Annotated in this window: 23 protein-coding genes and 1 pseudogene; 13 read left to right on the top strand and 11 right to left on the bottom strand. The window is 65.3% G+C overall.

Annotated elements, in window-relative coordinates; genetic code table 11:
• The first annotated feature begins 27 nt into the window (after positions 1-27).
• Positions 28-921 (top strand): LysR family transcriptional regulator ArgP, encoded by an 894-nt coding sequence (locus QFZ94_RS24575; RefSeq protein ID WP_176109003.1) that lies wholly within the window; start codon positions 28-30, stop codon positions 919-921.
• 37 nt (positions 922-958) lie between these two features.
• Here the strand turns inward: QFZ94_RS24575 and QFZ94_RS24570 are convergent, their stop codons facing one another.
• Positions 959-1,909 (bottom strand): LysR substrate-binding domain-containing protein, encoded by a 951-nt coding sequence (locus tag QFZ94_RS24570; RefSeq protein WP_429460189.1) that lies wholly within the window; start codon positions 1,907-1,909, stop codon positions 959-961.
• Positions 1,910-2,025: 116 nt separating this feature from the next.
• Here QFZ94_RS24570 and QFZ94_RS24565 point away from each other — a divergent pair, with 116 nt between their 5' ends.
• Both QFZ94_RS24565 and QFZ94_RS24560 read left to right on the top strand, forming a co-directional pair.
• Positions 2,026-3,198: a M20 aminoacylase family protein gene (locus QFZ94_RS24565; RefSeq protein ID WP_429460187.1), complete on the top strand. Its 1,173-nt coding sequence runs from the start codon at positions 2,026-2,028 to the stop codon at positions 3,196-3,198.
• Between the two features lie 57 nt (positions 3,199-3,255).
• On the top strand, positions 3,256-4,635 hold the full coding sequence (locus tag QFZ94_RS24560) for an MFS transporter (protein WP_429460185.1): 1,380 nt from the start codon (positions 3,256-3,258) through the stop codon (positions 4,633-4,635).
• A 142-nt stretch (positions 4,636-4,777) separates the two neighbouring features.
• Here QFZ94_RS24560 and QFZ94_RS24555 read toward each other — a convergent pair whose 3' ends face one another.
• Positions 4,778-5,290, bottom strand: a complete 513-nt coding sequence (locus QFZ94_RS24555; RefSeq protein WP_152852245.1) for a hypothetical protein — start codon at positions 5,288-5,290, stop codon at positions 4,778-4,780.
• A 491-nt stretch (positions 5,291-5,781) separates the two neighbouring features.
• On the opposite strand from QFZ94_RS24555, the gene QFZ94_RS24550 reads away from it, so the two are divergent.
• Positions 5,782-6,339 (top strand): glycine zipper domain-containing protein, encoded by a 558-nt coding sequence (locus tag QFZ94_RS24550; RefSeq protein WP_176378067.1) that lies wholly within the window; start codon positions 5,782-5,784, stop codon positions 6,337-6,339.
• Positions 6,340-6,753: 414 nt separating this feature from the next.
• On the opposite strand, the gene QFZ94_RS24545 is transcribed toward QFZ94_RS24550, so the two are convergent.
• The 5 genes from QFZ94_RS24545 to QFZ94_RS24525 are packed head-to-tail and all read right to left on the bottom strand — an operon-like array spanning position 6,754 to position 11,335.
• A complete protein-coding gene (locus tag QFZ94_RS24545; RefSeq protein WP_013089047.1) occupies positions 6,754-7,095 on the bottom strand; it encodes a cytochrome C oxidase subunit IV family protein in 342 nt (113 codons plus the stop codon).
• Positions 7,096-7,103: 8 nt separating this feature from the next.
• The gene (locus QFZ94_RS24540) at positions 7,104-7,811 is read right to left on the bottom strand and encodes a heme-copper oxidase subunit III family protein (protein ID WP_176378066.1); all 708 of its coding nucleotides are present in this window, start codon (positions 7,809-7,811) and stop codon (positions 7,104-7,106) included.
• Positions 7,808-8,419 (bottom strand): cytochrome c oxidase subunit 3, encoded by a 612-nt coding sequence (locus QFZ94_RS24535; protein ID WP_429460182.1) that lies wholly within the window; start codon positions 8,417-8,419, stop codon positions 7,808-7,810. The genes QFZ94_RS24540 and QFZ94_RS24535 overlap by 4 nt, the downstream gene beginning before the upstream one ends.
• Positions 8,416-10,176, bottom strand: a complete 1,761-nt coding sequence (ctaD, locus tag QFZ94_RS24530; protein ID WP_429460180.1) for a cytochrome c oxidase subunit I — start codon at positions 10,174-10,176, stop codon at positions 8,416-8,418. Before ctaD ends, QFZ94_RS24535 begins: the two co-directional genes overlap by 4 nt.
• 13 nt (positions 10,177-10,189) lie before the next feature.
• The gene (locus QFZ94_RS24525) at positions 10,190-11,335 is read right to left on the bottom strand and encodes a c-type cytochrome (protein WP_429460178.1); all 1,146 of its coding nucleotides are present in this window, start codon (positions 11,333-11,335) and stop codon (positions 10,190-10,192) included.
• 329 nt (positions 11,336-11,664) lie between these two features.
• On the opposite strand from QFZ94_RS24525, the gene QFZ94_RS24520 reads away from it, so the two are divergent.
• A complete protein-coding gene (locus QFZ94_RS24520; RefSeq protein WP_013089052.1) occupies positions 11,665-12,174 on the top strand; it encodes a hypothetical protein in 510 nt (169 codons plus the stop codon).
• Positions 12,175-12,390: 216 nt separating this feature from the next.
• Here the strand turns inward: QFZ94_RS24520 and QFZ94_RS24515 are convergent, their stop codons facing one another.
• Positions 12,391-13,656, bottom strand: coding sequence for an MFS transporter (locus QFZ94_RS24515; RefSeq protein WP_368624167.1), 1,266 nt, complete (start codon positions 13,654-13,656; stop codon positions 12,391-12,393).
• Positions 13,653-14,630, bottom strand: coding sequence for a PRC-barrel domain containing protein (locus QFZ94_RS24510; RefSeq protein ID WP_429460175.1), 978 nt, complete (start codon positions 14,628-14,630; stop codon positions 13,653-13,655). The genes QFZ94_RS24515 and QFZ94_RS24510 overlap by 4 nt, the downstream gene beginning before the upstream one ends.
• Positions 14,631-15,170: 540 nt before the next feature.
• On the opposite strand from QFZ94_RS24510, the gene QFZ94_RS24505 reads away from it, so the two are divergent.
• Positions 15,171-16,568 (top strand): NCS2 family permease, encoded by a 1,398-nt coding sequence (locus QFZ94_RS24505; protein WP_368585540.1) that lies wholly within the window; start codon positions 15,171-15,173, stop codon positions 16,566-16,568.
• Between the two features lie 179 nt (positions 16,569-16,747).
• A complete protein-coding gene (locus QFZ94_RS24500) occupies positions 16,748-17,494 on the top strand; it encodes a DUF899 domain-containing protein (protein WP_429460173.1) in 747 nt (248 codons plus the stop codon).
• A gap of 91 nt (positions 17,495-17,585) precedes the next feature.
• Here the strand turns inward: QFZ94_RS24500 and QFZ94_RS24495 are convergent, their stop codons facing one another.
• Entirely contained in the window at positions 17,586-17,768 is a 183-nt protein-coding gene (locus QFZ94_RS24495; protein WP_368585542.1) for a hypothetical protein, read from the bottom strand.
• Positions 17,769-17,900: 132 nt separating this feature from the next.
• Positions 17,901-18,815 (bottom strand): NAD-dependent epimerase/dehydratase family protein, encoded by a 915-nt coding sequence (locus QFZ94_RS24490; protein ID WP_429460171.1) that lies wholly within the window; start codon positions 18,813-18,815, stop codon positions 17,901-17,903.
• Positions 18,816-18,919: 104 nt separating this feature from the next.
• On the opposite strand from QFZ94_RS24490, the pseudogene QFZ94_RS24485 reads away from it, so the two are divergent.
• The 6 genes and pseudogenes from QFZ94_RS24485 (at position 18,920) to hutI (ending at position 26,107) form a co-directional block, all read left to right on the top strand.
• Positions 18,920-19,844 (top strand): annotated as a pseudogene (locus tag QFZ94_RS24485) (LysR substrate-binding domain-containing protein).
• 272 nt (positions 19,845-20,116) lie between these two features.
• Positions 20,117-21,637, top strand: coding sequence for a histidine ammonia-lyase (gene hutH / locus QFZ94_RS24480; RefSeq protein WP_429460169.1), 1,521 nt, complete (start codon positions 20,117-20,119; stop codon positions 21,635-21,637).
• 25 nt (positions 21,638-21,662) lie between these two features.
• Positions 21,663-22,358, top strand: a complete 696-nt coding sequence (hutC, locus tag QFZ94_RS24475) for a histidine utilization repressor (protein ID WP_368585546.1) — start codon at positions 21,663-21,665, stop codon at positions 22,356-22,358.
• Positions 22,359-22,439: 81 nt separating this feature from the next.
• Positions 22,440-24,128 carry a urocanate hydratase gene (hutU, locus tag QFZ94_RS24470; protein WP_368585547.1) on the top strand — a complete coding sequence of 563 codons (1,689 nt, stop codon included), beginning with the start codon at positions 22,440-22,442 and terminating at the stop codon, positions 24,126-24,128.
• Positions 24,129-24,130: 2 nt separating this feature from the next.
• Positions 24,131-24,787 carry a HutD/Ves family protein gene (locus QFZ94_RS24465; protein ID WP_429460165.1) on the top strand — a complete coding sequence of 219 codons (657 nt, stop codon included), beginning with the start codon at positions 24,131-24,133 and terminating at the stop codon, positions 24,785-24,787.
• Between the two features lie 81 nt (positions 24,788-24,868).
• Positions 24,869-26,107 (top strand): imidazolonepropionase, encoded by a 1,239-nt coding sequence (gene hutI, locus QFZ94_RS24460; RefSeq protein ID WP_429460163.1) that lies wholly within the window; start codon positions 24,869-24,871, stop codon positions 26,105-26,107.
• The last annotated feature ends 9 nt before the right edge of the window (positions 26,108-26,116 follow it).

The raw sequence follows: 26,116 nt of genomic DNA, 5'->3' as shown, positions 1-26,116 counted from the left end.
TTATTTAATGCCGATTAAGGAACGCTAATGCTCGACTACGCCTTGCTCGATGCGCTGGCCGCCGTGGTCCGCCACGGCTCGTTCGACCGTGCTGCAAGCGAGCTGAATATCACTGCGTCCGCGGTGTCGCAGCGGGTCAAGCTGCTCGAGGAGCGCGTCGGCAGCGTGCTGGTGAAGCGCGGTCAGCCGTGCGTCGCGACGACCTCGGGCGCGCTGCTGTGCCGCCATACCGAGCGCGTGCAGTTGCTCGAAGCGGAGCTGAACGGCCGCCTGCCGACACTGCCCGGCGCGCTCGTCGAGCAGTGGCCGGCGCTGCGCGTCGCCGTCAACGACGACAGCGTCGGCACCTGGTTCATCGACGCGGTCGCGCCGTTCTGCGTCGAACGCGAGATGCTGCTCGACCTCGTGATCGACGACCAGGATTACACCGCGCAGCGCATCCGCGACGGCAGCGTGCAGGGCGCGATCACGACGCAGGCCGAACCGGTGCAGGGCTGCCGCTCGACGCGGCTTGGCCGCATGCGATATCTGGCGGTGTGCTCACCGGCGTTTTTCGCGCGCTATTTCGCCGACGGCGTCACGCGCGACAGCCTGCGGCGCACGCCGTGCGTCGACTTCAATCCGAAAGATCAGCTGCAAAAGCGCTTCATGCGGCGCATCACGCGCGCGGAGATCGATCCGCCGCTGCACTGGATTCCGCACGTGGCCGGCTTTATGCGCGCGTGCGTGATGAGCCTCGGCTGGGGTATGTGCCCCGAGCGGATGGTCGCCGGGCATCTGCAGCGCGGCGAACTGGTCGAAGTCGCGCCGGGCAAGCATATCGACGTCGATCTGTACTGGCAGAGCTGGCGGCTGTCGATCGGCTGGCTCGACGATTTCAGCGCGATGCTCAGGAAGCGGGCGGGCGAGTTTCTCGATTGACTACGCGGCGGTGCCGCATGCAGAAATGCGGGAGCCGCTATAGCATCAGCTCGATCGAATGAAACAGCCGGCGCTGTTCGGGGTCCGGCGAGCGCGCGCTTTCGTCGATCGTCTCGCGCAGGCAGTCGAGAAAGCAGGCGGCCGCCGGGCTCGTCGGCGCCCCGCGCCGCGACGTGATGCTGATGATGGTTTCGTCGAGCGTTTCGCGCAGCGGCAGCGCCCACAGGTTCTCCTTCGCGCGTATCGCCTCGACGAGCGGCCACGGAAAAATGCTGACCATGTCCGTGTGCGCGAGCAGTCCCAGCACGATCGCGAGCGAATGCGCTAGCACGATCGTTTGTGGCACCCGCATGCTGCGCTTGACGAACAGATTGTTCGACATCGACTCGCGGCTCGCCGGGTCCCAGTTGAGGATCCATTCCTCGTTCTGAAGGTCGAGCAGCGTGCGGCATCCGGCCTTCGGATGGTCGCGCCGCGCGACCACCGCCGCGTGCGTCGAAAAGAGCGGCGCGTTCTGAAACTCCGACTGCGGCGACGCGGGCGGCGGCCGACCGATCGAAAAATCGAGGCTGCCGTCGCGCAGACGCGGCTGCACGACCGCGAGCAGGCCTTCGAAAAACTCCAGCTGCACGTCCGGCATCCGCTCGCGAAATCGCCGCACGGCGGGCGGCAGAAATGTCAGCGCGACCCACGGCGTGACGCCGATCGACAGCTTGCCGGCCGCGGCTCCGCGCAATGCCTCGATCTCGGCTTGCGCGCGCTGCAACTGGCCGAGCACGAGCCGCGCATGCACGACGAGCGCGCGGCCGAACTCGGTGAATGCGACGCCGCTCGCGCTGCGCACGATCAGCGGCGCGTGCAGATCGGCTTCGAGTTCGCGCATCGCCTTGGTCACGGCGGCCGGCGACAGCCGCAGCGAGCGGGCGGCGGCCCGTATACTTCCGGTATCCGCGATCGCGGCCAAAGTACTGAGTTGATGCAGTTTCATGCGAATCAGGAGTATGAAAGGGGCAACCGGTGGTTGGCACCCGCAACGATTCTACGCCTGCCTCTCGAAATTCGGCGCGGCTATGCTCGGTTCACGCTGACATGGAGACAGACGGCATGAACACGATGGTCATTCCGGCGGGCATCGCCGAAATCGAAGAAGAAATGATCGCGCTGCGACACAGCATCCACGCGCACCCGGAGCTCGCCTACGAGGAGTTCGCGACCAGCGATCTGGTCGCCGAGCGTCTGCGGGAGTGGGGCTACAGCTTGCATCGCGGCATGGGGCAAACCGGCGTGGTCGGTCAACTAAAGCTCGGCCACGGCACGCGCCGGCTCGGCCTGCGCGCCGACATGGACGCGCTGCCGATTCAGGAAACCACCGGCCTGCCGTACGCGAGCAAGCTGCCCGGCAAGATGCACGCATGCGGTCACGACGGCCACACGGCGATGCTGCTCGCCGCCGCCAGGCATCTGGCGCATGAAAAGAGTTTCGACGGCACGCTGAATCTGATCTTCCAGCCGGCCGAGGAAGGGCTTGCCGGCGCGAAGAAAATGCTCGACGACGGCCTGTTCGAGCAGTTCCCCTGCGACGCCGTGTTCGCGATGCACAACATGCCGGGCTTTCCTACGGCCAAACTGGGCTTCATGCCGGGTTCGTTCATGGCGTCGTCGGATACGGTGATCATCAAGGTGATCGGCCGCGGCGGTCATGGCGCGGTGCCGCACAAGGCGGTCGATCCGGTCGTCGTGTGCGCGCAGATCGTGCTCGCGCTGCAGTCCATCGTGTCGCGCAATATCGCGCCGCTCGATATGTCGATCATCACGGTCGGCGCGATTCATGCTGGCGAAGCGCCGAACGTGATTCCCGAGACCGCCGAGATGCGCCTGTCGGTGCGCGCGCTGCGGACCGAGGTCCGCGACCATCTGCAGCAGCGCATCATCGAGGTCGCGACCGGCCAGGCGGCCGTGTTCGGCGCGCGCGCCGAGGTCGACTATCAGCGCCGCTACCCGGTGCTCGTCAACGATGCGGCCATGACCGCGCTCGCGCGCCAGGTTGCGCTCGATTGGCTCGGCGAAGACGGTCTGATTCGCGACATGCAGCCGCTGACCGGCAGCGAGGACTTCGCGTTCCTGCTCGAACGCTGCGCGGGCAGCTATCTGATCATCGGCAATGGTGACGGCGAGGGCGGCTGCATGGTCCATAACCCCGGCTACGACTTCAACGACGCTTGCCTCGCGACCGGCGCGGCCTACTGGGTCAAGCTCGCGCAGACGTTCCTCGTTTGACGCGGCGGCGCGCGAGCGCGTTGCCCTGGCAGTACAAAGACAATGATGGAGACACAGATGGACTATTCCGCCACACCGCGGCCCGCGAGCGCCAACGGACTCGATGCGCCCGATGCGCAGCGCGTAGCCGATCAACCTCGAAAACGCGTCGGCCACGCAAAGGCGATCGCCGCGATCACGCTCGGCAACGGCCTCGAGTTTTTCGACTTCACGATCTACAGCTTCTTCGCGACGATCATCGGCAAGCTGTATTTCCCGGTCGAAGGGCAACTCGTGCAACTGATGCTCGCGGTCGGCACATTCGGCGTCGGCTTCATCATGCGGCCGGTGGGCGGCATCGTGCTGGGCGGCTACGCGGACCGCGCGGGACGCAAGGCCGCGATGAGCCTGACGCTGTGGCTGATGACGCTCGGTTCCGGGATCATCGCGTTCGCGCCGACCTATGCGGCGATCGGCGTCGCGGCGCCGCTGCTCGTGATCCTCGCGCGGCTGATCCAGGGCTTTGCGCTGGGCGGCGAGGTGGGCGCATCGACGGCGCTGCTGCTCGAATATGGCAGCGATCGCACGCGTGGCTTCTACGGCAGCTGGCAGTTCGTGAGCCAGGGGATGAACACGGTGGTGGGGTCGCTGCTCGGCGTCGCGTTGGCCGCGACGCTGTCGCCGGCCGCGCTCGAAAGCTGGGGCTGGCGCGTGCCGTTCGTGATCGGCATGGCGATGGGGCCGATCGGCATCTATATCCGGCGGCATCTCGACGAGACGCTGCCGGGCGTCGAAGCTTCACAGCCCGCTTCACAGTCCGCTTCACAGCCCGCTTCACAAACTCCGTCGCTGCCGGTCCGCGACCTGTTCCGCGACCACGCACGCTCGATCACGACCGGCGTGCTGACGACGATCGGCGGCACCGCGGCGAACTACATCGTGCTGTTCTATCTGTCGACGTACGCGATCCGCATCCTGCATCTGCCGATGGCGACCGCGCTGTGGGCCGCGTGGACTGGCGCGGTCGTCACGGTGATCTGCTCGCCGTTCGCGGGCGCGCTGTCCGATCGTGTCGGCCGCAAACGCGTGCTGTGGGTATCGCGCGTGTTGCTGATTCTCGCCGTCTATCCGGCGTTCATGACGATCAATGCGTCGCCGACGGTGCCGGTGCTGCTCGCGGCGGTCGCGGGCCTCGCGCTGCTCGTCACGTTCAGCGCGGTGCCGAACATCGTGATGCTGCCCGAGCTGTTTCCGCGCGCGATTCGCGCGACCGGCATGTCGATTGTGTACTGCCTCGGCGTGTCGATTTTCGGTGGCTTCGCGCAGTTCTTCGCGACCTGGCTGATCCAGGTTTCGGGCAGCAATCTCGCGCCGGCGTGGTATCTGATCGGCTGCGGTGTCGTGTCGTTGCTGCCGTTGCCGTTCATGCGCGAGACCGCGGGCAGGGCGATCGATTGACGTGACGGGGACTGCGGTCGGCTGCAAAAAAAGAGGCGTGATGATTTCGATCGCGCCTCTTTTGTCATTTGCACCGCGGTGTCAATACGAACGCCGCGCATCACCGGTGAATTCGTGACCTGCTCGTTTGATTACGACCGGACTACGACGGGCCGCCCGCGTCCGCCCTGACCCTGTTGCGCTCCAGTCTCATGTACAGGTTCGCGACGCAGATACCGAAGACGATGTGAACGAACAGGCTGGCGCCGTTGCGCGCTTCTGCAAACCACGGAAAAAACTGTGTCATGCCGTAGAAATTGATCAGGTAAACGACTACAGCGAAAGCGCCGCCCGCCAGTGAAGCCATTCCCATGCTCGAGTCAAGCTTGAATGACGTCATGATCAGACCGAGGATAAGCGCCAATACGATGGCAAGGCCAAAATGCACGACAAAGGCCGCGAGCACGATGCCAATTGAGAATGATTGCGGCGATTGCAATGCGCCTCGTCCCAGCATGATCGCAGCGACCATGCGTGGGGGCTCCAGCAGACTTCCGCCCGTCATCACTGCCATCAGGACAACTCCTAACGCCAGGAACACAGCCCCCGCGATGACGCCTGCCAGCACGGCTGCCCGCCAGTCGGGCAGGCCGTGTGTGAATTGATGGGAACCCATGTGAAGTTGCACGATTTTTCTCCCGATTGATTCGGATAATTCATTCTAGTTCTCCGTGTCGCGAGATTGATAGCGCCGCGTGACTATCGTCAGCCCGAGGAATGATCTTCGTGCTGGCGACCACGTGGCGTGCAGTCGTGTCAGCGGATCGATAATTAATCTTTTAACCCGCAGTGGAGGATCAAATGCCTGTGAAATCGAAAGCACAACAGCTGGCTGCCGGGATCGCGCTATGGCGCTGGAATCCGCCTTGATGTCTGCTTTCGGCAACGGCCGCAAGCGTATCCGTTCGGTGTGCGCGAAAGTGATCAACCAGAACGGCGGCAAAGGCGTAGTGTTACATAGCGGACTGCTCAGAGTGGACGGAATGGAACCCGATCGCGGCACCATGGCTAGTCCCAGTGCGTGCCACCGCGTGCACCTTTGCCTCGGCACGGGTGAGGTGGGGCGGCATAGTCTGCTACCGCTAGTCAATGATGGAAGGAGGCCACATGTCACTCATCGTCGCAGCACGCTTTACGACATTCCCCGCCGCTGAAGACGCGGTGCAACGGCTCTTCAATGCCGGTTTCGTCGAGGAGGACGTCACCCTGTTTTTCGTCAATCCGCCCGGCCAGCACGCACGTTTTCAGCCCGGCGGTGGTACCAGCACCGACGCAAACGCGAGAGAGGCGCCGAAGGGTGCCGAGATAGGCGTCACGATTGGCGCAGCGGTTGGCGCCGTGCTCGGCGTCGGGATCTTCGCGGTGTTTTCGGCGCCGCTCATCGTGTCGCTGATCGCAGCCGGGGTGAGTGCGTATGTCGGTGCATTGGTCGGCGCGATGATGCGCACGCAGGAAGCCAGCGACGAAGAAATCCGTGGTTCCGGTGTGCTGGTGGCCGTACACGTGTCGCCGGACAACCAGTTGGACGCCGCACGGGTGCTGCGCGATGCGGGAGGCGCGGCGATCGAACGCGCGACCGGCAACTGGCAACAAGGGCGGTGGGCCGACTTCGATCCGCTCAAGCAGCCTGTGCCGCTCAGCGAATTTAGTGAGAAGCACGCCTGATTCGAAGGTGTTTTTCGCCGAAATTTTCAGCGAGCCAGGAAACATGAACGGCCCGGCAATTTGTCGGGCCGTTTTGTATTTCGAGCGGTGCGTTCCAGGCACGCGCCTGTGCTGAATTAACCCCGCTGATGCGTGCAAGTATCCGGCGGCGAATTCCATGCTTGACGAAACCAATGGAAGTATTGAATGGTTTCGAACATTGTTTCCGTGCTGAACGACTTGATCGAAAAATCTCATGTCGGACTGACTCAGCAGTCGACAAAGCATCGCCGTCGGCGCCAAGACCGTGGCGCTGCGCGCGGAACGCATCGGCAGCAATGCGCTCGCGCTGGCGGCGCACCCCACGGTGGCGCGCGTCTGCTACCCGGGCGCTGGACGCAACGCCTGCCACCTGAGGAACGGTCGGCGAAGAGATCAATGAAAGAAGAGTTCGCGCATGCCGAAGGTGTGATGCGCTTCGGCAGCCATCAGCACCAGCAGCACCAGCAGGCACAGGGGCGGTATCAGGATCGCGTACACCAGCGCCAGCCGCTCCCACATCATGTGCATGAAAATCGACACGATCAGCCCAGCCTTGGCGATCATCAGCACAATGATCAGCGTCCAGCGCAGCAGGCCCTGCACGTGGAAGTAATCCACCATGTACGACAACGTGCTCAGTACGAACAGCAGGCCCCAGATCTTCAGGTAAATGCCGATCGGATGCTGCTGGCCGTGCGCGGCGTCGGGTCGATGGGCGAGATCGGTGTGGTCCATGGTCTGCCTCACCACAAATAGAACAGCGCAAAGATGAACACCCACACCAGGTCGACGAAGTGCCAGTACAAGCCGGCAATCTCCACGATCTGGAAGTTGCCGTGCTCGGTGAACCCCGGCTGCAGGATCTTGCGTCTTATCAGCAGCAGGTAGATCACGCCGCAACTCACGTGAAAGCCGTGGAACCCGGTGATCATGAAAAAGCACGCGCCAAACTGCGCCGCGCCCAGCGGGTTACCCCAGGGGCGGATACCTTCATGGACGATCAGCTTGGTCCATTCGAAGGCCTGCATCGACACGAAGGTCGCGCCCAGCAGCGCGGTCGCCAGCAACAGTTGGGCGGCGCGCCTGGCGTTGCGCCGGTAGCCAAAGTTGACAGCCATCGCCATGGTGCCGCTGCTGCTGATCAGGACGAACGTCATGATGGCGATCAGCAGCAAGGGCACATCCACGCCGAAGACAGTGAGCCCGAACACCTTGGAAGGGTCGGGCCACGGCACGGTGGTCGACATGCGCACCGTCATGTAGCCGATCAGGAAACTGCTGAAGATGAAGGTGTCCGACAGCAGGAAGATCCACATCATCGCCTTGCCCCACGGCACCTTGAAGGCCTGGCGGTCGGCCGACCAGTCGGTGACGATGCCGCGCCAGCCGTCAGGCCCGGCGTCGGTGGGCGGGGTGACAGCGGATTCGGTCGGGAGCGTGGGCGTGGTCATGGCGCAGCTCCATACAGCGGCCCGCAGATGGCGGCGACGAACCCAGGGGTGATCCACCACATCGCCGCCAGCAGCACGAGCCAGACAGCCAGCAGGAAATGCCAGTAGATGGCGCACAGCGCGATGGCACGCTGGGTCCGGAACGGGTTCCCACGCTGCAGACGCGCGATCGTCACGGCCCAGGCCACCAGCCCGCCCAGCACATGCAACCCGTGCAGGCCGGTGAGCAGGTAGAGGAAGCTATTGGAAGGATTGACGGCGACAGTCTGCCCCGCCGCCGACAGCATGCGCCACGCGGTCAGTTGTCCGATCACGAACACGGCCGCGAGCACACCGCCGAACAGCAGCCATGCCGCGCGGTGCATGGTAATCCGCCGGGCGCGCTGCATGGCGATGCTTGCCAGCACCAGCGCGCCGGTGTTCCACCACAGCAGAGCCGGATGCGGGATCGGCTGCCAGTCGGGCTCGCGCATGCGCATCGCATAGGCGAGCAGCAGCAGTGAAAACAATGTCGTTGCCACCGCCATGAAGATGATCAGGCCGATGCGGCTCGCATTCGGCAACACAGGTGGCGTGTCAGGAACGAAGGAGCGGCGCAGTGTAGTCATTCGCTTGCCTCGCCGGGTTGCAGCGTCGGGTGGGCCGGTGCCGGTTCAGGCGCCGTCTCAGGCGGCTGGTTTTGCGGGACGAAGTCTTCCTCGTGCCCCGGCGGGCTGTATTCGTACGCCCAGCGGTAGACGACGGGCAGCGCGGCGCCCCAGTTGCCGTGCACGGGCGGCGTTTGCGGCGTCTGCCATTCCAGCGTGGTGGCCCGCCACGGGTTGCCGTCGGCACGCTTGCCGCGCGCGAGACTCCACGCCAGGTTGTACAGGAACAGCAACTGCGCCGCCGCAACGATCAGCGCAACGACGGTGATGAACGTGTTGAGCGTCTGCGCCGAATGTGGAATGAAGCTGTAGCCCTCATACTGGTAATACCGCCGCGGCATGCCGAGGATGCCGAGATAGTGCATTGGGAAGTAGATCGCATAGGTGCCGACGAAGGTAACCCAGAAGTGCACGCGCCCGATCGTGTCGTTGAGCATGCGGCCCGTCACCTTCGGATACCAATGGTAAATGCCGCCAAACACCACCAGGATCGGCGACACGGCCATCACCATATGGAAGTGCGCCACCACGAAGTACGTGTTCGACAGCGGAATGTCCACGCTCACGTTGCCGAGATAGAGCCCGGTTAGCCCGCCCAGGACGAAGGTGCTGATGAAGCCGATGGCAAACAGCATCGGCACGGTCAGGTGGATATCGCCGCGCCACAGCGTCAGCACCCAGTTATAGACTTTGAGAGCGGTCGGAACGGCGATGATGAGCGTGGTCGTGGCAAAGAAGAAGCCGAAGTACGGATTCATGCCGGCGATGAACATGTGGTGCGCCCAGACCACGAAGCTCAGCGCACCGATGGCGACGATCGCCCACACCATCATCTTGTAGCCGAAGATGCTCTTGCGCGCGTGCGTGCTGATCAGGTCCGATGCGATGCCAAAGGCTGGCAGCGCGACGATGTAGACCTCCGGATGCCCGAAGAACCAGAACAGGTGCTGGAACAGCAGCGGGCTGCCGCCGGCATGCTTGAGCGTCTGCCCCATCGACACCACGGCCGGCACAAAGAAGCTGGTGCCGAGTGTTCTGTCGAGCAGCATCATCACCGCCGACACGAACAGCGCCGGAAACGCCAGCAGCGCCAGAATGGTCGCCGTGAAGATGCCCCACACCGTGAGCGGCATGCGCATGAGCGTCATGCCGCGCGTGCGCGCCTGCAGCGTGGTGGTGACGTAATTCAAGCCGCCCATCGTTGCCGCGACGATGAAGATCGCCAGCGACACCAGCATCAACACGATGCCCCATTCCACGCCCGGCGTGCCCGGCAGGATCGCCTGGGGTGGATACAGCGTCCAGCCCGCGCCGGTCGGCCCGCCTGGCACGAAGAAGCTCGACACCAGCACCAGCACGGCCAGCAGGTAGACCCAGTAGCTCAGCATGTTGAGAAACGGGAACACCATGTCGCGCGCGCCCAGCATCAGCGGAATCAGGTAGTTGCCGAAGCCGCCCAGAAACAGCGCCGTCAGCAGGTAGATCACCATGATCATCCCGTGCATGGTGACGAACTGGTAGTAGTGGTTGGCGTCGATGAAGCTGAACTTGCCCGGAAAGCCGAGCTGCAAGCGCATCAGGTTCGACAGGACAAGGCCGACCAGGCCGATGGCGATGGCCGTCAGCGAGTACTGCACGGCGATGACCTTGTGGTCCTGGCTCCAGACATACCGGGTCCAGAAGCTTTGCGGGCCGTGTTCGGGGTGCGCGTAGGTCATTGCGTCTGCTCCGCTAGGGTTGGGCTGCGCTGGTGGCGGCCGAGCCGCCTAGCGATTGGATGTAGGTCACCAGCGTGGTCAGCTCCTGCTCGCTCAGGTCGAACTTCGGCATGATGGGTGCGAAGCCCTTCACGACGCGGGCCGTCGGGTTGCGGATGAAGGCGCGCAGATACGCTTCGTCCACCTTCGCGGTGCTGCCGTCGGCCATCGTTTCGGTCTTGCCGTACAGGCCCTTCCAGGTGGGGCCCACGCGCGGACTGCCGTCCACGGTATGGCAGGCGAAGCAGCCCTTGGCCTCCGCGAGCGTCTTGCCCTGGTTAGCGAGCGCCTGGGCGCCGCCGCCTGCAGCGGCGGTTGCGGCCTGCACCCTGGCCTGCTGCTGCGCGAACGTGCTCTGCTGCGCCAACCAACGCGAGAACGATGCTTCGTCTTCTACCACCACCACGCCGCGCATGTTGGCGTGCCCGAGACCGCAAAGCTGCGCGCACAGGATGTCATAACGCCCGGCCCTGGTCGGCGTGAACCAGAAGGTGGTCACCATGCCGGGCACTATGTTCATGCGCGCGCGGAACGGCGGTACGTAGAAGTCATGCAGCACGTCGCGCGACCGTGTCAGGACCTGGATCGGCCGGTTCAACGGCAGGTGCACCTCGGGTGTCTCGATCAGGTAGTTGTCACGGCCGTTGGGGTCGCCGGGGTTCATGCCGAAGGGGTTGTCGTTGCTGATGTAGCGCACGTCCGTCGTGCCCAGCTTGCCGCCGGGGCCGGCAAAGCGGAAGCGCCATTGCCATTGCTGGGCGAACACTTCCATCTGCAGCACGTTGCGCGGCGGCCGTACGTAGTCCGCGTAGACGAAGAGTCCCGGTGCCAGCAACGCTGCCACGCCTACCGAGGTCAGGCCGATCAGCCACCATTCCAGGCGCCTGTTGTGCGGCTCGTAAACAGCGCGATGACCCCTGCGGTGGCGGTAGCGCAGCAATGCGATCACGATGAACAGGTTGATCGCGATGAAGAACACGCCGGTAATGACGAGCGTGATCGTCAGCATGTCGTCCATGCGCACCCAGTTCGAAGCGATCGGCGTGGTCCACCACGGGCTGGCAAAGTGAAACCCCACCGCCAATACGATGATCAGGAACAGGGCAATCGCAAGCGACATAGGTCACCTCGCTGCGCGTCACTCGCTGGGAGCCGCTAACAAAAGGCTCCAGGCGTCGGCGCCGCCTTGCCGTACTTCGGTACTGTCCGCGCCGGCACGTCTTTAGACCAAAGGTAGTCCTCTCCTTTGCATCGTGCAAGGCTGCGCAAGGGGGAAGCGCGCCCCATGTATGAGCGGATGAATGGAGGAGTCGCTTGCTGCGATGCAATGCAAAACGGCCGCCTCCTGCATCGATTTCCCAGGCCACCTACGCCTCCTGATGGCACGCGGCAGGGGTACGATAAACAGCATGACCCGTTGAGGGACTCCTTGATCGATGGAGAGCCGACATGAGACGTCTTTATTTCCTCGTACCTGACACGACGACGGCGAAGGCGATCGTAGACGACTTGCTGCGGGCGCGGATCACATGGCGACATATCCATGTCCTCGCGAATCACAGTGTCGCACTCGAACAGTTACCCGAGGCATCCTTACTGCAAAGCAGCGACGTCGTGCACTCGCTCGAACGCGGCGTGGCGCTCGGCGGTGCGACCGGCGCGCTTCTCGGCCTCGTGGCACTGGTGTTTCCTCCCGCGGGGCTCACCATTGCGGGCGGAGCCGTCGTCGCATTGACGTTGACAGGTGCCGGCTTCGGGGCCTGGACGGCCACGATGATCGGCGTCGACGAACCGAACGCACGACTCGAGCGCTTTCGCGGCGCCATACGTGACGGCCAGATCCTGATCATGGCCGACGTGCCTGGATCGCGCGAACAGGAGATCGAGCAGATGGTCGCGCATCATTTTCCGAAGGCCGATCTCGAAGGTGCGGAGCCGACGACCCCGATCTTCCCCTGAGAAGCAGTCGAGACGAGCCCATCGGTGCCCCTTGCAGTGAAGCCTTCAGAGGGGAACCGTGAGGTTTGCAAGAAGGGGAGCCGCAGCCTTGTTTCGTCACGTTCCGGACAGCCATGAACCTTGCCGCCCAGGTTGGGTTCAATCACGATTGCCTGCTTGCGGCGTGAACTGACTGTGACCGTCAGTTCACGCCCCGACTGATACACCTGACGCGACTCACCGCGCCGCCGACTTCCCCCGCCCAGGCACCGCCGCGCCATTGCCATCGCCGTTGCTGGTCGCCGCCACGCGCGTCTCGGGCATCGCCGCCCACACCAGCAGCACCGCGAGCGCACCGGCCGCCGCGAGGCAGAAGAAGCTCACCATGTTGCCGAAACGATCGGCGACGAAGCCCGCCGCGGTCGTGCTCAGCGTCGCGCCGATGCCGGCCGCGAGTCCGAACAGGCCGATACACAGGTTGTAGCGGCCCTTGTCGCCGGCGACGTCGGCGGCGATCAGCGGCAGCATCACGCCAAACACCGCGGCGCTCAAGCCGTCGAGCATCTGCACCGGCACGAGCAGATAAGGGCTGCTGATGCCCGCGAACAGCAGCGCGCGCAGCGGCAGTGCGGAGAAGCCGAGCAGCAGGATCGGCCGGCGGCCCCAGCGTTCGGCCGAGCGCCCGACCCACGGCGACATCATCGCGACGATCGCCTGCGGCACGATGATGCACGCCGCGATCACGAGCTGCACGTTGTCGCCCATGCCGGCCGTCACTTCGCCGGCTGCGAGGTTCAGCATCGCCGCGTTCGACAGATGGAACAGCACGATGCACGCGGCGAACAGCAGCATGCGCCGGTCGCGCAGCAGCTCGCGCAGGCTTTCGCGCCGCTCGAGCTGCTCAGGGGTGGGCAGCGCTTGCGGCAGCTCGATCGTGTCGGTGCGCTGGATCATCGATAGCGCGATCAGCGCGGGAACCGCGAGACCGGCGGTCAGAAAGAACACCGCGCGCGGCGAGTAGTACTCGCCGAACAGACCCATCAGACCGGCCGCTACCGCACTGCCGATCGACGCCCAGCGCGCATTGCGGCCGAGCCGGTCGCCGAGATTCGCGCGACCCACCAGCGCGAACGAGATCGCCGCGAGCGCCGGCGTCAGCATGCAGCTCGCGAAGCCGTGGAACACCTCGGCGGCGATCACCGGCAGCACGGTCGGGCTCATCGCGAGCAGCATCGCGCTCAGGATGATCGCGGTGATCGCCCACGCGGCCGCCGCTTTCTTGTTGCGCAGTGCGTCGACCGCGGCGCCGCCGGGCACCTGGCTGACCATCGCGCTGATCGTGCCGACCGAGAGCACCATGCCGATCTCGCCCTGGGTCCACTTGTGCGACGCGAGATACGACGCGATGAACGGCCCGAAGCCCGTCTGCACATTGGCGACGAAGAAGTTGAGCCAATCGAGCGCGCGCAGACTTCGCGCCGTGACCTGAGTGCGGACCGTCATCGCACCGCCCGTGCGTTGGAAACCGCGACGGCCGACGCCGCCGGCGGCGCCGAGCTCGCCGGCGCGGCGCTCGCGGCAGGCTGCGCCGGCGGACCGGGGGGCGGCGCGGGCGACACCGCGCGGATCGGCTTGTCGGCCACATAGGGCGGCGTCGCGTTGATCTGCGCGTCGCTCAGATCGAGCTGCGGATGCAGCTCCTTGTCGCGCGTGACGAAGCGCAGCGCCGACCAGTTCGCGGCGATCGTGCGCCGGTCGGTGCTGACGGTGCCGCTCACGTCGAGCACGACCGCCTGCGGCTGCGCGTTGCCGTCGATCAGCACGTCGACCACGCGGCCCACCTTCGCGCCGTTCGCGCGCTCGACGGTCGCATCGAGCAGCGCCAGCTCCAGCGCGTTCGTCTTGTTCGCGGCGGCCGGCACCGCCGTCGCCGTCAGCGTGATCGGCGCGCCCTTCGCGGTCGGCGTGAAGTGGAACGTGCCCCACGGGAAGTTCACCTTGCGATCGCCGACGCCGAGAAAGCCCTGCAGATTGACGACCATCTCGCGCGGCTTGCCGGCCGCGTCGGTGGTCATGTCGACCGCGCGGCCGACCACCTTGCCGTCGGGCTTCTGCACCTGGCTGTCGAGCAGCGTGCGCGCGTCGCTGCGCTCGATCGTGCGCAGCACGATCAGCGGCGGCGGTGGCGGGGGCGGCGGCGGAGCCGGCGCGACGACGGGCGGCGGCGGCTCGACCTTGTGCGGCTTGACGACCGGCTTCTTCGGCTTCTTCGGCTCCTCGGGCCCTTCGTTCGTCTCGGTCTCGACCGGCTCGGGCGCGGAAGCGGCGACCGGCGCGCTGGCCGGCTCGACCGGCATCACCCGCGCGTCGACGATCGGCGCCTGCTGCGTACCCCACAGCAGGCTGCTGCAACCGGACAGCGCGGCGAGCGCGAACAGCGCGGCCACGGTGCATAGCCAGCGGAAAAGTCGAAGCATCTCTAGCGAATCAGGCGAATCGAGCGGGCGAAGCGATCCAAGCGGTCCAATCGGGACAATCGGCAGGCGCCCGGCGGGGCGCGGAAAACCGCCAGTCATCAGGAAAAACTCCACGGGCAGGTGCGGACGGGCGCGATGAGCCGCCGCGGTTGGAATGGGGTACGGCCCAGAGTTTAACCTGCGCTGCCGCGCGGACAGGCTTTCGCGGACGGGCTTGCAGGCGTTTCGCCGATGCTCTGCCGATATTGCGCTGCACGGCGCGTGCCTGCAACGCGATCACCGAAGCGGGTGCGGCGCGTTTCGCGGCCGCTCGAATGCCGTAGGTGTAAACGCGCGCAGCGCTAGCGCGAGCGACCGTCACGCAAAAGTTATAAGTCGCGCGACATGCCCGGCATGCCATACATGCGATTGGACGCATAGTTCTCTTCACCTACATTTCGACTCAGAAAAGCGTTACCCACACCAACAAATCCACGAGACGAACCTGATGACGGCCGCGCTGGCGGCCGTTTCAGCGCGCTGATAAAGGAGGCACTCATCATGATGGAACCCCAGGCCCTCGCGAATTCCGACGTCGCGAGCGAATCCTTCGACACCGGATCATTGCGCGGTAAGGGCTTGCTCGACCGCTACTTCGACATTTCCGCGCGCGGCAGCACGCAGCGCCAGGAGATCGTCGCGGGCATCACGACCTTCCTAGCGATGGTTTATTCGGTATTCGTCGTGCCGGGCATGTTCGGCAAGGCGGGCTTCGACACCAGCGCGGTGTTCGTCGCCGTGTGTCTGACCACGGCGTTCGGCTCGCTGCTGATGGGCGTGTGGGCGCGTCTGCCGATCGCGATCGGCTGCGCGATCTCGCTGACCGCATTCACCGCGTTCGGCCTCGTGCTCGGCAAGGGCCTGCATCCGAACGTCGCGCTCGGCGCGGTGTTCCTGATGGGCGTCGTGTTCACGACGATTTCGGTGACCGGCGTGCGCTCGTGGATTCTGCGCAATCTGCCGACCGGCATCGCGCACGGCACCGGCATCGGCATCGGCCTGTTCCTGCTGCTGATCGCCGCGAACGACGTCGGCCTCGTCGTCAAGAATCCGGGCGCGGGGCTGCCGGTGTCGCTCGGCAATATCACGGCGTTGCCGGCGCTGATGTCGGTCGCCGGACTCGCCGCGATCTTCGGGCTGGTGCGGCGGCGCGTGCCGGGCTCGATCCTGATCGTGATCGTCGCGATCTCGGCGATCGGGCTCGCGATCGATCCGGCCGTCGCGTTCCACGGCGTCTTCGCGGTGCCGTCGTTGAGCGCGCCGGGTCATGCGTCGCTGATCGGCGCGATGGACGTGAAAGGCGCGCTGTCGATGGCGGTGCTGCCGAGCGTGCTCGCACTCGTGATGACCGCCGTGTTCGACGCGACCGGCACGATCCGCGCGGTCGCCGGTCAGGCGGGACAACTCGACGAGAACGGCCGCATCATCAACGGCGGCCGCGCGCTGACCGCCGATTCGCTGAGCTCGATCTTCTCGGGCCTGCTCGGCGGCGCGCCGGCGGCCGCGTATATCGAATCGACGGTCGGGGTCGCGGCGGGCGCGAAGACCGGGATGGCGGCGGCGGTCGTCGGTCTGCTGTTCCTGGTCGTGATGTTCTTCTCGCCGCTCGCCGCGCTGGTGCCTTCGTACGCGACCGCGCCCGCGCTGATGTACGTCGGGCTGCTGATGCTGTCGAACGTCAGCAAGCTGCATATGGACGACATGGTCGACGCGATGGCGGGGCTCGTGTGCGCGGTGTTCATCGTGCTGACCGCGAACATCGTGACCGGCATCATGCTCGGCTTCGCGACGCTCGTGATCGGACGCGTCGTCAGCGGCGAGTATCGCAAGCTCAATGTCGGCACCGTGGCGATCGCGGTGGTGCTGGTCGGGTTCTATCTCGGCGGCTGGGCGATCTGAGTTTCGTTGCAGGTAGTCGTGGTTCTCCACCTTGACGCGGTGCGTTGCGGTTCGGTCCGCGGCGTGCCGCGTATCTTTTTGTCCGGTCCTGGGTGCCCACCTGTCCTTGACTTCCGCGCCGGCGCTTCTAAACCATAACCTTATGGTCAAGTCCTGCATGCGCAGGAAAGGAGACGCAGATGGAACCGCAACATCGCATCGGCAGCCGGGAAGAGTGGCTGGCCGCGAGCCGCGCGCTTCTCGCCGACGAAAAAGCGCATATGCGCGCCGGCGACGAACTCGCGCGCAAGCGCCGCGAATTGCCCTGGGTCAAGGTCGACAAGCTTTATACGTTCGATACGCCTGACGGCCGCAAGACGCTCGCCGAACTGTTCGACGGCCGCAGCCAGCTGATCGTTTATCACTTCATGCTGGGCCCGGACTGGGAGGAGGGCTGCGTCGGCTGCTCGTTCCTGTCGGACCATATGACCGGCATTCTCACGCATCTGGTCCATCACGACGTCAGCTATGTGACGGTATCGCACGCGCCGCTCGAGAAGATCGACGCGTTCAAGCGGCGCATGGGATGGATGTTTCCGTGGGTGTCGTCGAGCGGCAGCGATTTCAATTTCGACTACCACGTGTCGTTCACGCCCGAGCAGCTGGCGAGCAAAAAGGCGTTCTACAACTTCACCGAGCAGGACGTCGGCATCGACGAACAGCATGGCCACAGCGTGTTCTACAAGGACGAAAACGGTGACGTGTACCACACGTACTCGTGCTACGCGCGCGGCGACGAGCGCTTCGTGAACACCTACGCGCTGCTGGACATCGCGCCGAAGGGCCGCAACGAGCAGAGCAATCTGACCGACTGGGTCAGGCATCACGACCGCTACGACGATCACGCGCGCGCGGCGTGCCCGGCCTGCGGATCGTACACGGTGTGAAGCGGTGAAGCGGGTCGACGCGGAGGGTGAGGGGCGCGCGCCGCGCTAAGCAGGCGCGCTGCCTCGCGCTGTATCAGCGTTGCAAAGCTCGTTACAGCGCCATGTCGAAGGCGGGTTTGAGGAATATTTCCATCGCCATCACGATGAGGCTCATCGCCGCGGCGGCCAGCGTCAGAACGCCGTATTCGTCGTAGCGCGTGTCGTACAGACACGCGACGACGAACAGAATCGCCATCAGGTTGGTCAGCCAGTCGAAGTTCAGCGCGAAGCTCATCGGTCGAATCGGAGCGGGGATGCGACGGTGCAATCGCACCGTCAGGTGCCCGCGATTCTAGCGAAATGAGCTTACGGATTCGCAACGGCCGCGCTTACACAGTTTACGGTGCGTGAAGCGCGCAAAGCCCCGTCAGACGGCGCTTTGCGGCACCATCATGTCGCGTTCGATCCATTCGATCACCGACGTGCGCCGCGGCTGCCAGCCAAGCAGCTTGCGCGCGCGTTCGCCGCGCACTCGGCTATTCGAGCCGAGACCGTACGAGGCCATTTCGTAGCCCCATTCCTGTTTCGCGGCCTCGAGCGGCCAGTTTTGCGGCGCGCCGAGCTTCATCGCGCGCGCGATCGCGGCGCTCATGTCGCTGAACGACGCTTCGCCGCTTTCGACGAAATAGAACGTGCCGGCAGGGGTTTTATCGAGCGCGAGACGATACAGCTCGGCGACGTCGTCGATATGCACGTTCGACCAGATGTTGCCGCCGCTGCCCACATGACGCACGACGCCGCTCTTTTGCGCCTGGCGCACGAGCCGCGGCAACTGCACGCTCGCGCTGCCGGCCACCGCGCCGTGACCGTAGATCAGCGTATTGCACAGCACGGCCGAGCGCACGTTGCGTTGCGCGGCGTCGAGCACCAGCTGATCGATCGCGACGCGCGCGGCTTTGTCGGCGGTCGGGGTGGGCAGCGCGTCCTCGTGATAGATGCGCGCTTCACCGGCTTCGCCGCCCGACGCATCGCCGACGATGCTCGAACCGCTCGTGTGCAGGAACACCTTGCCCGAACCCGCGAGTCCGTCGATCAGCGCGCGCACCGCGCCTTCGTGATCGCTGCTCGCGGCGTTGATCACCGCGTCGGCCGCTTGCGCTTCGGCGATCAGCAACGCGCGGTCGTCGAGCGTGCCGATGACCGGCTCGATGCCGAGCCGTTGCAACTCGGCGCTGTGTTCGGGCTTGCGGATCAGACCGCGCACCTGATGGCCGGCGCGCGCCAGATGCGCCGCGATCGAGCCGCCGATAAAACCGCTTGCGCCAGTAACGAAAATCTTCAAGACGTTCTCCTGAGGGAAATGCTGGGACAGGTGCGCAGTATCGCTCGCGCGGATTCTCGCAAAAAGCGTGTTAGTCTCAAATCAATCTTGATTTGAAATCAATAATGAAAACCTCCACGGACGAATTGCTCGTATTCGTCACCGTGATCGACAGCGGTTCGATCACGGCGGCGGCCGAGAAGCTGGGTCAGACCGTCTCAGGCGTGAGCCGCGCGCTAACGCGCCTCGAACAGAAGCTCGACACCGCGCTGGTGCGGCGTACGACGCGGCGTCTGCATCTGACCGAGGAAGGCGACGCGTTCCTGCGTCGCGCCCGCGCGATTCTCGACGCGCTCGAAGAGGCCGAGGAGTCGGTCGCGCGCGCGCCGCGAACGGCCGTCGGGGCGCTTGCGCGTCGATGCGGCGTCGCCGTTCATGCTGCATTGCGTGGCGCCGCATATGACCGCGTTTTCGGCGCTGTATCCGGAGATCCGGCTCGAACTGACCAGCAACGAGCGGATCGTCGATCTGCTCGAACAGAAGGTCGACATCGCGATTCGGATCGGCGCGCTGCAGGATTCGACGCTGCATGCGCGCGCGCTCGGCGAGAGCAGGCTGCGCGTGCTCGCGAGCCCGGCGTATCTGGCCGAGCATGGCGAGCCGACCACGCTCGATGCATTGCGCGCGCATCGGCTGATCGGCTTTACGGCGCCGGAGCATCTGAATCGCTGGCCGTTGAGGGAAGGGGGCCGCGGAACGAAGCGCGTCAAGGGACCGCGGGACGAAGCCGCGCTGCTGAAGATCGAACCGTCGATCACCGCATCGAGCGGCGAAACCTTGCGGCAACTGGCGCTGAGCGGCTGGGGCATCGCCTGTCTGGCCGACTTCATGACTGCCGCCGACGTGCGCGACAACCGCCTCGTACCGATTCTCGGTAACCTGCTCGTCGACGAACGGCAGCCGGTGCATGCGGTGTACTACCAGAGCGCATCGCTCGCGGGGCGTGTGCAGTGCTTCCTCGATTTCATCGCGGCGCGGGTCAAGCTCTGATCCGCGTCGCGGCGCCTTCTCTCCTATAACTCAGATATCGGCCGAGCCGCGCCGCGAAGGTGTATATACAACTGTGGGTTCGGCCGCCGAGCCCACGCCGACCCATGCGCCCCGCCTCCGCCGCATGCGACCCACGGCCAAACTTGCCGATTCCGCACCGAACCACGCCGCAAATAATGGAAATCCCCAGGCAGGAAATCTCGAAAAAGAAGTTGTATATACAAGACTCGCCGGCTAGACTTATTTGAACTTGTATAGACAGGACGACAACCATGATTCTGAAGCCCGGCTACCTGACCCTCCCGCAACTGCGCCAGATCGCACGCGAGCAGGTCACCCTGCAACTCGATCCCGCGAGCCACGCCGCCATCGACGCGTGCGCGCAGGCAGTCGCCGACATCACCGCCAAGGGCGAGCCGGCTTATGGCATCAACACCGGCTTTGGCCGCCTTGCCAGCACGCACATCCCGCGCGATCAGCTCGAACTGCTGCAGCGCAATCTGGTGCTGTCGCACGCGGTCGGCGTCGGCGAGCCGATGTCGCGCCCGGTCGTGCGTTTGCTGATCGCGCTTAAGCTGTCGAGCCTCGGCCGCGGCCACTCGGGCATCCGCCGCGAAGTGATGGAAGCGCTGATCGCGCTGTTCAACGCCGACGTGCTGCCGGTGATTCCGGTCAAGGGCTCGGTTGGCGCCTCGGGCGACCTCGCGCCGCTCGCGCATATGTCGGCGATCCTGCTCGGCGTCGGCGAAGTGTTCGCGAAGGGCGAGCGCATGCCGGCCACCGAAGGTCTCGCGCTCGTCGGCCTGAAGCCGATGACGCTGCAGGCGAAGGAAGGTCTCGCGCTGCTGAACGGCACGCAGGCGTCGACCGCGCTCGCGCTCTACAACATGTTCGCGATCGAAGACCTGTTCCGCACGGCGCTCGTCGCCGGCGCGCTGTCGGTCGATGCGGCGATGGGCTCGGTCAAGCCGTTCGATGCGCGCATCCACGAACTGCGCGGCCATCAAGGCCAGATCGACGCGGCCGCGGCTTATCGCTCGCTGCTGCAAGGCTCGGCGATCAACGTGTCGCACGCCGATTGCGACAAGGTGCAGGACCCGTACAGCCTGCGCTGCCAGCCGCAGGTGATGGGCGCGTGTCTCGACCAGATGCGTCAGGCCGCCGAAACGCTGCTGACAGAAGCGAACGCGGTTTCCGACAATCCGCTGATTTTCCCGGACACCGGCGAAGTGCTGTCGGGCGGCAACTTCCATGCCGAGCCGGTCGCGTTCGCGGCGGACAACCTTGCGCTCGCCGCGTCGGAAATCGGCGCGCTCGCCGAGCGCCGCATCGCGCTCCTGATCGACGCGACGCTGTCGGGCCTGCCGCCGTTCCTCGTCAAGGATGGCGGCGTGAACTCGGGCTTCATGATCGCGCACGTGACGGCTGCCGCGCTCGCGTCGGAGAACAAGACGCTCGCGCATCCGGCCTCGGTGGATTCGCTGCCCACTTCGGCGAACCAGGAAGACCACGTGTCGATGGCGACGTTCGCCGCGCGCAAGCTCGGCGATATCGCCGACAACACCGCGAACATCCTGTCGATCGAACTGCTCGCCGCCGCTCAGGGCGTCGATCTGCGCGCACCGCACAAGACCGGCCCGAGCTTGCAGAAGGTGATGGACCTCGTGCGCAAGGACGTCGCGCACTACGAGCTCGACCACTACTTCGCACCGGATATCGCGGCGGTCACGAAGCTCGTGCAGGCAGGCGCGGTCGCGAAGCTGAGCCCGTTCTCGTTCGTGTCGGAACAATGAGTCGTCGAGAGCGCGGATCGAAACAATGAACGCACCCGCTTATCAGGGCATCAAGGACTTCATCCTCGCGCGCATCCACGCGGGCGAATGGGCCGAAGGCGATCAGGTGCCCTCCGAAAACGAGCTTGCGCGCGAGTTCAGCGTTGCGCGCATGACGGTCAACCGCGCGTTGCGCGAGCTGACCTCGGAGCAGGTGCTGACACGCGTACAAGGCTCGGGCACGTTCGTCGCCCGGCCCAAGTACGAGTCCACCCTGGTGGCGATCCGCAGCATCTCCGATGAAATCGTCGCGCGCGGTCACCGCTATCAGGCGAAGGTGCTGAACATCGGCGCCAGCATCGCCGACGCGGCGCTCGCCGAAGAGATCCAGGTGAGCGCGGGCAGCCCCGTGTTTCATTCGCGTCTGCTGCATTTCGAAAACGACGAGCCGGTGCAGCTCGAAGAACGCTGGGTCAATCCGGCCGTCGCGCCCGAATACGGGCTGCAGGACTTCACGAACACCACGCCGAACCAGTACCTCATGCGCGTCGCGCCGCTGCAGCGCGTCGAGTACCGCATCGAGGCGCTCGCCGCCGACGACATCACGCGCGAGCTGTTGAACATGAGCGAACGCGAGCCGTGTCTGGTGCTGCACCGGCGCACGTGGTCGCAAGGCGCGGTCGCTTCGATCGCGAACCTGTGGCACCCGGGCACCCGTTACCGCTTCACTGGGCATTTCTGAATTCGCTTTTTCGCGCTTTTTCGCGCTTTTGCGTCTTCGCCGAATCTTTATCGAACATCGTCACGCATTCCGAGGGACACCATGAACAATCCGAAACACATCGATCCGCGTCTTGATCCGACTCGCACGATCCGCGCACCGCGCGGCGCGGAAAAGACCTGCAAGACCTGGATCGCGGAAGCCGCGTACCGGATGATCCAGAACAATCTGGACCCCGAAGTCGCCGAGCATCCGCACGCGCTCGTCGTGTACGGCGGCATCGGCCGTGCCGCGCGCAACTGGGATTGCTTCGACCAGATCCTCGCGTCGCTGAAGGATTTGAACGAAGACGAAACGCTGCTGATTCAATCGGGCAAGCCGGTCGGCGTGTTTCGCACGCATGCGGACGCGCCGCGCGTGCTGCTCGCGAATTCGAACCTCGTGCCGCATTGGGCGACCTGGGAACACTTCCATGAACTCGATCGCAAGGGCCTGATGATGTACGGCCAGATGACCGCGGGCAGCTGGATCTACATCGGCAGCCAAGGCATCGTGCAGGGCACCTACGAGACCTTCTTCGCGGTCGCGAACGAGCACTTCAACGGGGAGCCTGCGGGCCGCTGGATTTTGACCGGCGGCCTCGGCGGCATGGGCGGCGCGCAGCCGCTCGCGGCGACGATGGCGGGCTTCTCGATGATCGCGGTCGAATGCGACGAGACGCGCATCGACTTCCGTCTGAAGACGCGCTACGTCGACAGGAAAGCGAAGACGCTCGATGAAGCGCTCGCGATGATCGACGAAGCGAAGAAGGCCGGCAAGCCGATCTCGGTCGGCCTGCTCGGCAACGCCGCGGATGTGTTCGCCGAGTGCGTCGCGCGCGGCATCACGCCGGACTGCGTGACCGACCAGACCAGCGCGCACGATCCGATCCATGGCTACCTGCCGCAGGGCTGGACGGTGGAAGACTGGCGCGAGCGTCAGAAGACCGCGCCGGACAGCATCGTCACGCCGGCCAAGCAGTCGATGGCGAGGCAGGTGCAGGCGATGCTGACGCTGCAGGAACGCGGCGCGGCCACGCTCGACTACGGCAACAACATCCGTCAGATGGCGCTCGAAATGGGCGTCGAAGACGCGTTCGATTTCCCCGGCTTCGTGCCGGCGTATATCCGCCCGCTGTTCTGCGAAGGCAAGGGCCCGTTCCGCTGGGTCGCGCTGTCGGGAGACCCCGAGGACATCTACAAGACCGATGCGAAGGTCAAGGAACTGATCCCCGACGATCCGCATCTGCACAACTGGCTCGACATGGCGCGCGAACGCATCGCGTTCCAGGGCTTGCCGGCGCGGATTTGCTGGGTCGGCGTGAAGGATCGTTATCGTCTCGGCCAGGCGTTCAACGAAATGGTCAAGAACGGCGAGCTGAAGGCGCCGATCGTGATCGGCCGCGATCATCTCGACACCGGTTCGGTCGCGAGCCCGAACCGCGAAACGGAATCGATGAAGGACGGCTCGGACGCGGTCAGCGACTGGCCGCTGCTGAACGCGCTGCTCAATACCGCGGGCGGTGCATCGTGGGTGTCGCTGCATCACGGTGGCGGCGTCGGCATGGGCTTCTCGCAGCACTCGGGCGTCGTGATCGTCGCGGACGGCACCGAAGCCGCGCACCAGCGCCTCGGTCGTGTGCTGCTGAACGATCCGGCCACCGGCGTGATGCGTCACGCGGATGCGGGCTATGAACTCGCGCAGCAAACGGCGCGCGAGGCTGGCCTCAATCTGCCGATGCTGGGCCGCTGATCGTGATCCAGGCCCACCACGCGGGCGACATCGCAAACGTCACGCTGATTCGCGGCGCCGAGCTCGTGGCGGCGCCGTGGAAAAACGGCGGCGGCGTCACGCGCGAGGTCGCGGCGTTTCCGTCGCCACGCGGCGGGCAGGGCGCGGCGAGCGCCGACTTCGTGTGGCGCGTGAGCGTCGCCGAGGTCGCGCAGGCTGGGCCGTTCTCGCGCTTCGACGGCGTCGACCGGACGCTCGTGTTGCTATCGGGCGCGGGCATGCTGCTCGATGAGCTGGGCGATGCGGGCGTCGTCAACACGCATGTGTTGCGACAGCCGCTCGATCTGGCGCGCTTTAGCGGCGAGACGCGCATCGACGCGCAGCTCGTCGATGGCGCGACGCGCGACTTCAACCTGATGGTGCGCCGTGACGTGGCGCAGGGCGAGTTGGACGTGTGGCGTGTCGGCGCAAAGCAGAATGAGCGGCGCGTGCTCGATGGCGACGTGGCGCTGCTGTTTTGCGCGGGCGGCGCGGTCACGGTCGCGTTGACGGCGGACCACGCGCAAGCGGTCCGGCTCGACACCGGTGACGCGCTGCGCGTCGACGGGCCGAGCGCGCTCGCTTGCACGCTAACGGGCGACGGCGCGTTGCTCGCCATCACGATCCGCTACACGCGATGACGATTCATACGTGATGAGGCATTGCATGCGCTCCATCACGGCCAACCAATCCACAGACACGCAACGAGCGGCAAAGAGCCGATGAAGCAAACCGTCTGGCATCACCTGAATTTGTGCCCGCAGGGCGATCCTCGCCACACGCTCGCCGATGCCGCGATCGCCGTCGAAGACGGCCGCATCGCGTGGCTCGGCGCTCTCTCCGAGTTACCCGCGCAATACGCCGGATGGCCGCGCGAAGATCTGCGCGGCGCGTGGGTGACGCCGGGCCTGATCGATTGTCATACGCACCTCGTGTATGGCGGCCAGCGCGCCGACGAATTCGCGCAGCGGCTCGCGGGCGTCAGCTACGAAGAAATCGCGCGACAGGGCGGCGGCATCGTGTCGACGGTGCGTGCGACGCGCGCGGCGGACGAAGCTTCGCTGTTCACGCAAGCGGCGGCGCGGCTCGAACCGCTGCTCGCCGAGGGCGTGACGGCGATCGAAATCAAATCGGGCTACGGTCTCGATCTCGCGAGCGAGCGCAAGATGCTGCGCGTCGCGAGACAACTGGGCGAGCGCTATCCGGTCACGGTCTATACGACGTTTCTCGGCGCGCACGCGCTGCCGCCCGAATTCGCGGGCCGCGCCGACGCGTATATCGACGAAGTCTGCAACACGATGCTGCCCGCGCTCGCGGACGAAGGCCTCGTCGATGCGGTCGATGTGTTTTGCGAGCGCATCGGTTTTTCGCTGGAGCAAAGCGAGCGTGTGTTCAACGCGGCCGCGCGCTACCAACTGCCGGTCAAGATGCACGCCGAGCAGTTGTCAAACGCCGGCGGCGCCGCGCTCGCGGCGCGGCATCGCGCGCTGTCGGCGGATCACCTGGAGTTTCTCGACGAAGCCGGCGTCGCCGCGATGAAGGAAGCGGGCACCGTCGCGGTGCTGCTGCCGGGCGCGTACTACTTCATCCGCGAGACGCAGTTGCCGCCGCTCGAACTGCTGCGGCGCTACGAGGTGCCGATCGCGATTTCGACCGACAGCAACCCGGGCACGTCGCCGGCGACTTCGTTGCTGCTGATGATGAACATGGCGAGCACGTTGTTTCGCATGACCGTGCCCGAGGCGCTGCAAGGCGTCACGACGCATGCGGCGCGCGCGCTCGGCAAAGCCGGGGAGCACGGTGCGCTGCAGGTGGGTCGCGCGGCCGACTTCGCGGTGTGGTCGGTCGATTCGCTGGCCGAGCTCGCTTACTGGATTGGCCGGCCGTTGTGCGCGCGCGTCGTGCGCGCGGGCGAAACCGTTTACGCGGCGCGGGTCGAGTGTGACCTGAACCCGAACTAGAACCTGAGA

It is taken from the genome of Paraburkholderia sp. JPY465 (assembly GCF_050436725.1).
In the GTDB taxonomy this organism is placed as follows: domain Bacteria; phylum Pseudomonadota; class Gammaproteobacteria; order Burkholderiales; family Burkholderiaceae; genus Paraburkholderia; species Paraburkholderia youngii.
This window is presented reverse-complemented; position numbering and strand designations above follow the sequence as displayed.

Coding starts and splice junctions, on each gene's coding strand:
- QFZ94_RS24575 (WP_176109003.1), top strand. CDS start 28: ATGCTCGACTACGCCTTGCTCGATGCGCTGGCCGCCGTGGTCCGCCAC.
- QFZ94_RS24570 (WP_429460189.1), bottom strand. CDS start 1,909: ATGAAACTGCATCAACTCAGTACTTTGGCCGCGATCGCGGATACCGGA.
- QFZ94_RS24565 (WP_429460187.1), top strand. CDS start 2,026: ATGAACACGATGGTCATTCCGGCGGGCATCGCCGAAATCGAAGAAGAA.
- QFZ94_RS24560 (WP_429460185.1), top strand. CDS start 3,256: ATGGACTATTCCGCCACACCGCGGCCCGCGAGCGCCAACGGACTCGAT.
- QFZ94_RS24555 (WP_152852245.1), bottom strand. CDS start 5,290: ATGGGTTCCCATCAATTCACACACGGCCTGCCCGACTGGCGGGCAGCC.
- QFZ94_RS24550 (WP_176378067.1), top strand. CDS start 5,782: ATGTCACTCATCGTCGCAGCACGCTTTACGACATTCCCCGCCGCTGAA.
- QFZ94_RS24545 (WP_013089047.1), bottom strand. CDS start 7,095: ATGGACCACACCGATCTCGCCCATCGACCCGACGCCGCGCACGGCCAG.
- QFZ94_RS24540 (WP_176378066.1), bottom strand. CDS start 7,811: ATGACCACGCCCACGCTCCCGACCGAATCCGCTGTCACCCCGCCCACC.
- QFZ94_RS24535 (WP_429460182.1), bottom strand. CDS start 8,419: ATGACTACACTGCGCCGCTCCTTCGTTCCTGACACGCCACCTGTGTTG.
- ctaD (WP_429460180.1), bottom strand. CDS start 10,176: ATGACCTACGCGCACCCCGAACACGGCCCGCAAAGCTTCTGGACCCGG.
- QFZ94_RS24525 (WP_429460178.1), bottom strand. CDS start 11,335: ATGTCGCTTGCGATTGCCCTGTTCCTGATCATCGTATTGGCGGTGGGG.
- QFZ94_RS24520 (WP_013089052.1), top strand. CDS start 11,665: ATGAGACGTCTTTATTTCCTCGTACCTGACACGACGACGGCGAAGGCG.
- QFZ94_RS24515 (WP_368624167.1), bottom strand. CDS start 13,656: ATGACGGTCCGCACTCAGGTCACGGCGCGAAGTCTGCGCGCGCTCGAT.
- QFZ94_RS24510 (WP_429460175.1), bottom strand. CDS start 14,630: ATGCTTCGACTTTTCCGCTGGCTATGCACCGTGGCCGCGCTGTTCGCG.
- QFZ94_RS24505 (WP_368585540.1), top strand. CDS start 15,171: ATGATGGAACCCCAGGCCCTCGCGAATTCCGACGTCGCGAGCGAATCC.
- QFZ94_RS24500 (WP_429460173.1), top strand. CDS start 16,748: ATGGAACCGCAACATCGCATCGGCAGCCGGGAAGAGTGGCTGGCCGCG.
- QFZ94_RS24495 (WP_368585542.1), bottom strand. CDS start 17,768: ATGAGCTTCGCGCTGAACTTCGACTGGCTGACCAACCTGATGGCGATT.
- hutH (WP_429460169.1), top strand. CDS start 20,117: ATGATTCTGAAGCCCGGCTACCTGACCCTCCCGCAACTGCGCCAGATC.
- hutC (WP_368585546.1), top strand. CDS start 21,663: ATGAACGCACCCGCTTATCAGGGCATCAAGGACTTCATCCTCGCGCGC.
- hutU (WP_368585547.1), top strand. CDS start 22,440: ATGAACAATCCGAAACACATCGATCCGCGTCTTGATCCGACTCGCACG.
- hutI (WP_429460163.1), top strand. CDS start 24,869: ATGAAGCAAACCGTCTGGCATCACCTGAATTTGTGCCCGCAGGGCGAT.